Origin of the sequence: Collinsella sp. HCP3S3_E5 (assembly GCF_052067635.1) — a bacterium.
GTDB lineage: Bacteria > Actinomycetota > Coriobacteriia > Coriobacteriales > Coriobacteriaceae > Collinsella.
Window position 1 is genome coordinate 1 of the sequence record NZ_JBQHQF010000040.1, and the last position, 5,895, is coordinate 5,895.

The 5,895-nt window shown below is 49.7% G+C and carries 7 protein-coding genes and 1 pseudogene; 2 read left to right on the plus strand and 6 right to left on the minus strand.

Features of this window, described 5'->3' with window-relative positions; genetic code table 11:
* Positions 1-553: 553 nt before the first annotated feature.
* Positions 554-775 carry a double zinc ribbon domain-containing protein gene (locus ACTM82_RS08705; RefSeq protein ID WP_441055828.1) on the minus strand — a complete coding sequence of 74 codons (222 nt, stop codon included), beginning with the start codon at positions 773-775 and terminating at the stop codon, positions 554-556.
* Between ACTM82_RS08705 and ACTM82_RS08710 the strand changes: the two genes are divergently transcribed.
* Complete coding sequence (locus ACTM82_RS08710; protein ID WP_441055830.1) at positions 701-934, plus strand: hypothetical protein; 234 nt, start codon at positions 701-703, stop codon at positions 932-934. The genes ACTM82_RS08705 and ACTM82_RS08710 overlap by 75 nt on opposite strands.
* Before the next feature lie 186 nt (positions 935-1,120).
* A pseudogene (locus ACTM82_RS08715) lies at positions 1,121-1,525 on the plus strand (transposase); the annotation flags it as partial.
* A 155-nt stretch (positions 1,526-1,680) separates the two neighbouring features.
* Here ACTM82_RS08715 and ACTM82_RS08720 read toward each other — a convergent pair.
* From ACTM82_RS08720 to ACTM82_RS08740, 5 genes are all read right to left on the minus strand, one after another.
* On the minus strand, positions 1,681-1,854 hold the full coding sequence (locus ACTM82_RS08720; protein ID WP_441055818.1) for a hypothetical protein: 174 nt from the start codon (positions 1,852-1,854) through the stop codon (positions 1,681-1,683).
* Between the two features lie 220 nt (positions 1,855-2,074).
* A complete protein-coding gene (locus ACTM82_RS08725) occupies positions 2,075-3,511 on the minus strand; it encodes a zinc-ribbon domain-containing protein (RefSeq protein WP_441055820.1) in 1,437 nt (478 codons plus the stop codon).
* Between the two features lie 30 nt (positions 3,512-3,541).
* On the minus strand, positions 3,542-4,753 hold the full coding sequence (locus tag ACTM82_RS08730; protein WP_441055822.1) for a hypothetical protein: 1,212 nt from the start codon (positions 4,751-4,753) through the stop codon (positions 3,542-3,544).
* 55 nt (positions 4,754-4,808) lie between these two features.
* Complete coding sequence (locus tag ACTM82_RS08735; protein WP_441055824.1) at positions 4,809-5,663, minus strand: zinc-ribbon domain-containing protein; 855 nt, start codon at positions 5,661-5,663, stop codon at positions 4,809-4,811.
* The coding region (locus tag ACTM82_RS08740; RefSeq protein ID WP_441088544.1) for a hypothetical protein at positions 5,650-5,895 on the minus strand (246 nt) is incomplete at its 5' end. The genes ACTM82_RS08740 and ACTM82_RS08735, both read right to left, overlap by 14 nt.

Below are 5,895 nucleotides of genomic sequence, written 5' to 3' on the forward strand. Positions count from 1 at the left end.
GCGTCGACTAAACGTGCAGCGTGCGCGGGCCCTCCCGACGGGAAACGAAAAAGCCCGGTTTAAAACCGGGCTCGAACAAACACGCCTATTGACAATGGCTTTCTCATATTAAAATGGTTTTACCTTTTAAAACAAGGAGTAGCCTGTTCGTATTCTCTACAAAGCGATGGTTCGGAAATCACTGACTGCATAATGGCGGAGCCGGGCATGCCTGTAATGCCTAGCCCCGAGTTTGACATTCCATCCCCGACTTATATTGAAGCTTTAACAGACTGCACGCTCGTTCTTCTTGAGATAAGCGATGTTCAAAATAAAGCGCAATATAATCCAGGACTTGCAACTCTCATTAACCGATATCTATCAAGGGCTTGGCACGATCATTATAAAACCGAATCCGCGCTTAGGCTGCTACCAGCTCGTGACCGCTACAAATGGTTTCTCGAGGAGTATCCGGGGGTTATCGACAGGGTCCCCCATTCGCGCATCTCATCATTTTTGGGCATGTCACCAATTACGCTTTCACGCGTAAGGGCAAGCATATAGCAACGAGACGCTATTTCCTTTTACGTTTAATCTCAACGGTTATTGCTGAGCCGCATTCAGGACAAAAGTTGATCTCTCTACTGTATGCAACCCTACACTTCTTGCAATAACTCCATATGTCGCCAATATCAATAGGACTAGCGCAATTTGTACAGAATTGAACATCTATCTCGTTTTTAGTGCCGCAGCATTCACACTCGATTTCATCGCAGCAATTGGGACGTTTTTCCATCGGCGGGACCGTGTAGGGATGACGCCTAGGTATCAAATCTTCAATTTGGGCATAGCAGAGGCGCTGACTCTCCTTGATGTCTATCAGCACGTCAGTTCGCTGCTCAATACTCAACCGTATTTCATCTTCACCTTCGCTTTTAATGATATCGTCGCATAATGCATCCACTAGAACCTGATAGTCATCTTCAAGTCGATCGCGTCGAAAATGTTGGTGTAAGGGTGACACCCTAGCGCCCGTTTAACGAAGAACGGCCTTCGTCCTAGAATCTGAAATCACCACAACAACAGGTTCTAGGAAAGGACGAAGACCGCTATGGGAATCTTATCAGACCCGACGCCGGACATGCTCGCCATGCCCCGTTTCGACGACGGCGCCATCGACATGCAGGAGCTGCTCCGCAGGCTCGCCGAGCAGGTCGTGAACGCCGTGATGGACGCCGAGGCCGACTGGCCCTGCGGTGGCGGGGCGAACAGCCGAAACGGCTACCGCGAGAGGTTGCTCGCCACCTGCGGCGGCACGCTGACGCTGCGCATCCCCAAGCTGCGCTCCGGCAGCTTCTTCCCGGAGGACGTGCTCGAGCGCCACCGGCGCGTCGACCGCGCCCTCGTTGCCGCCGTCGCCGAGATGTACGCCACGGGCACGAGCACCCGCAAGGTGCAGAGGGTGGCCGAGAAGATGGGCGTCTCCAGGCTCTCGAAGGACCAGGTGAGCGCCATCGCCTCGAGCCTGGACGCAGACATCGAGGAGGCATAGGATATCAACCGTATTTCAGATTCCAGGACGCAGGGCCGACTCGCTTTTGATCGGGCTCCACACCAACTTTCTCGACACTACCGCTGCCATCGCCTGCTCGTTTAGGTTGATACGCTCCATTGGAATACTAAACAGCGCTTGTAGTTTCTTTATTTGGCTGATTTCGAAATAACCGATTCCGCAAAATCAACCGCCAGCCCAGATCTCTGTTTCTGCAAATCCTTCAACGCAGACTCTAACTCGAACATTTCCCCCGCATGGGGCACAGCTTCATGTTCAGCTCGAGCTACAAGCTTGTCCTTAATAAAGACGTAGCTAGCCATACTAAAGCTCACCGTCTCTAAGGGCAGAATATGAAACACTTAAGCCGCGAAACATATCGTCATCCTCCAAATGGCGGAACGCCTTTGCATTGATTTTGGGTTTATTTTTCTATCACACTCCCGATGACGCATTATCAATTGCTAATTACTGTCGCTAAAGAAAAACGCCTCGTGTCTCTTTTCAGACACGAGGCGGAGCGATGTGCAGATAGCGCAGCGATTATTTACCTTTGGCCTTTGACTCAAGCAGGTCCCTTTGCTGGTTCGCGAACTCAACCGTTTCTTTTATCGAATAGGTTTTCTCATTGTCCACCTGCCCATTCGACTCGCCAGCGCTGTCATACTCAGTCCCGTTTAATCGAAAATACTTCCCAGCGCCCAAGCCGCTTGAATACCCAAGACCCGTAACCTCATTCCATTTGTCTGGTTCTTCTTCCTGGCTAATCTCTTCACCATTTACTCTATACGTAGACGATTGACCGCCATCGGCACTCGCCGACGGTGTCATTGTAGTGAAAACCGTTGCAGCGAGCTTTCCCTCTTTATCGGCTGTAACGACAAAATTCTCAAACGTTCTTATATCATCAGCCATATACATCGACTGTGCAAGCAACATCGTTGTTGGACGTTTATCAATTCCGTCTAAAACATATAGGTAGCTTGCGCCCTCAACCGTAGGGTATACATTGAAGCTGCCTATTTGCTTAAGCTGACTGCCGTCCACCGTCCAGACTTCGATGGTTTTCAGGTAATACTGTCCGTCCATCATATTGGCATAGTCATCGCCCACTATATCCTTTGCGTCTATCGGGTGGACAACCACCAGCTCCTCAAAGCCGTCACCGTCAAGATCGACCAGATCGATAAATCCAACACCATCGCACGATGCCGCACGCCAGTCATCACCACTCGACATCTCAAAATAGCGAGCTTTACCGTACTTCTTCTCAAGTTCTTCGACTTTATCTAGATACAGCTTATATTTTTCCGATACGGACAGTTTTCCCTTGTTATCACCTTTATCTTTCGTTCCGTCAGACTTCCGGTCATCCGCCTTTGTATCATCTTTGTCGGATGGCTTGAACTCGACATTCACGTTGCCGCCATTTGTCACTGACACATCGGCCTTAAGATTTGCGTTTGTAGAGGGGTCCTTCGTCGAAATCGTATAACCACCCGATGTCAAACCCAGTTGAGTGGGAGAAAATTCATCCCCATCAACATGATGGGTAGTCGTCACTCCATCAGAATCAGTCACGCTCAGGTCGTAGTCCTTGAGCTTCTCGCCATCTTTACCGTACAGCGCTATCTTTGCATCGGGAGCAATTCTTACCGTTTTAGAACGGCCATATGACACAGATGATATAGATGGAGAAAAATCAGACGATTCACCTGTCGTCCCGCTATAGTAAATAACACCGGCACCAAATAGCACAAAAAGCGCAATGATCACGCCACCCACGACAATTCTTTTCCGCCTGATTGTCTCACCCGGCCCTTCCTCCTCAGGACGATGTCCACTCTCGCCATCCGGCAAAACATCCATCTTTTGAGTCTCTTCGTATTTCATGACCGCTTTTGCCCCAAGGGGAGCTCCGCACTGTGGACAAAATTTCTTTCCTTCAGAAATCTCTTTTCCGCATGAGGTGCAATACATAATTCAATCCTTTATTTCTTGCTCGTTTCGTCACTTTTTGCCCTGATCGCCGATTTTTCGTACACCAAGCGGCAAGAGTTGAGCGGTTGCCTCTCCGCTCATGCTTGGATTCAAAATCACATATAGATCGTCCGCCTCAACAAGGTAGGAAGCGTCATCGCAAACCACAGACTGAATATCCACCGCATCGATATCGATTCCGTTCGACTCTGCATATCTCTTAATTGCCGCTTGCGCCTTCGCGTTGCGATTTTCTTGCGTTATGCCGAAATAACTTTCGGGCGAAACGGGGTCACCTGTTTGAATATCAAAAAAACTACCGGTCATGGCGCTTGATTCGTCACCCGACTCATCGCCATAAGTAAATGAGCATTTTATGGAAGCTAACTCCCGCAACTGGTCAAGCATGACAGCACTCTGGGCGTATCCAGTCTCAAGAGGATCGCCGCTTGTCTCCGTCCAGTTTCTAGCATTCTCACCCGCAGCATCAAACCGCTCTTTGAGTCTCTGGTTAATCGCCCATGAAGAAATATCGTCGTTATCTTCGGTTATCTGGACATACACCCACTGATTCGAGTAACCATGGGTCTCGCTTCCTTTCGTATATGAAACATTTACTGTCTGTTTTGTCTCTTCGACTCCATAATGTCTAACCTGCTTGAGCCCCCCTATGCCGTCCGCAGGTTTAAAACGAATGGAATCAGGCTCACCCGCTTCATCTTTCACATCGATGACGATATGAGCATATTCATACGCCTCCTTGCGCTGGCTTCCCTCAAAGACCCTCATACAATAGTCTCCAAGCGCGATGCCAGAAAAGCCATCGAATGAGAATGAACCTCCTTGCTTTAGACTCAAAACTGCATTGTCCCTATCCCCGACCGCCGCACCGCCACGCGGTATAAGCTGCACGGCACCGTCGTCAATTGGTTCCCCGTCAGAACCACATACGACAATCTTAGTATCGGGATTAACGCATAGGTCATCGCTCCCACCATATCGGACAATGCGAACGGCATCGCTATCGCCCGAAAACAGATGTGAAAGCAATGTCTTCCCCCCGTCGTTCACACCCGCCATGAATGCGCTAGCGATCGCCAGCGCGACTACGGTCAACACTCCGAGCACGATATGCGTACTCTTTTGCCTAGATTTGCGAACACTCTGAGCGGGAATCTCATGCGAACGCTCGTCGTCAACGGCGCACCCACAATGTATGCAGAATTTCTTTCCGGGACCCATAATCGAGCCACACCTCGGGCACTTCATATCAAACACCTATAGCGATAGCGAACAGTTACCAATTGAATTGCGGCATCCATAGATACCATTTGTTACCGATCTTTATCGTATAGACACCAAGACTCGCAACATCACTGCTCTTGGTCTCCCCCTTCTTCAAGGCAGGTAAATCATCCAGGGCAGTGACCGTAACATCAGCCCCAAGCTTATATCCAGCCGTTACCTGATCATCAATGCCATATTCACTTATCTTGTCATTAATGCTGTCGACATCATCCGAATCAAGCTGATCACCAAGCTTGATTGTTGCATTAACGTCCATTTTGTCGAGATAATCTGCAACGGAAGACACGGAACCCATTCCATATTTGAATGAATCTTCCGCCATATCGATAATGTCCTCTTTGGTCATGTTGCTATTTTGGAGCTCAGCATTAATAACCTCAGGCGGAAAGCCGTCAACATAAGCCTCCGCGAATTCTCGAATCGAATCCTCATCAGCACCGCTCGAAAACACCTTATTCAATGGGTCATTGAGCGTCTGGGCCATCTCATTGGCGGTTCCTCGTCCACCGCCGCCCCCAACGAAATTGCCGAAAGCGCAAATCGCAACAACAACAATCACCGCGGCAACAACAGGCAGAACGAGTTTTTTATTGAATTGCACCTTATGGATCGATTGCGAGCTTGGCACAAGGCTGGGGCTTGGCTTGTGAGACGGTTTGCCGTTTTTTCCCAACTGCTGTCCACATTCGCCACAAAATAAAGCGCCCGGATCAAGCCTTGCACCACATCGTGGACAATACGAGATAAAGGTATCCTTGCGGGGAACTTCTGGCATAGGCTTGCCACAAGACCCGCAAAATGCCACTCCGTCCGGGTTATTCGCTCCGCAACTAGGACAAAACATTTTTGTTTCCCTCCTGTTTTCCTACAGCTCTTCGAATCATGCCCAATGCTAGAAATGTGCTTGCGCCAAGAATTGAAAGGTAGATGACCTTCATGAACAGAGAGTTATCGACCGCACGGGCTTCGCTCATATGACCCAATCCGCTGTCAAGAGCCACAATGGCCCCGCCGACCGCTTGCAATCGGTCGGCGGGGCCTGCCGTTAACCCGTCCCGGTCCGCCCCCGGCATGTC

Coding starts and splice junctions, on each gene's coding strand:
- ACTM82_RS08705 (WP_441055828.1), bottom strand. CDS start 775: ATGGAAAAACGTCCCAATTGCTGCGATGAAATCGAGTGTGAATGCTGC.
- ACTM82_RS08720 (WP_441055818.1), bottom strand. CDS start 1,854: ATGGCTAGCTACGTCTTTATTAAGGACAAGCTTGTAGCTCGAGCTGAA.
- ACTM82_RS08725 (WP_441055820.1), bottom strand. CDS start 3,511: ATGTATTGCACCTCATGCGGAAAAGAGATTTCTGAAGGAAAGAAATTT.
- ACTM82_RS08730 (WP_441055822.1), bottom strand. CDS start 4,753: ATGGGTCCCGGAAAGAAATTCTGCATACATTGTGGGTGCGCCGTTGAC.
- ACTM82_RS08735 (WP_441055824.1), bottom strand. CDS start 5,663: ATGTTTTGTCCTAGTTGCGGAGCGAATAACCCGGACGGAGTGGCATTT.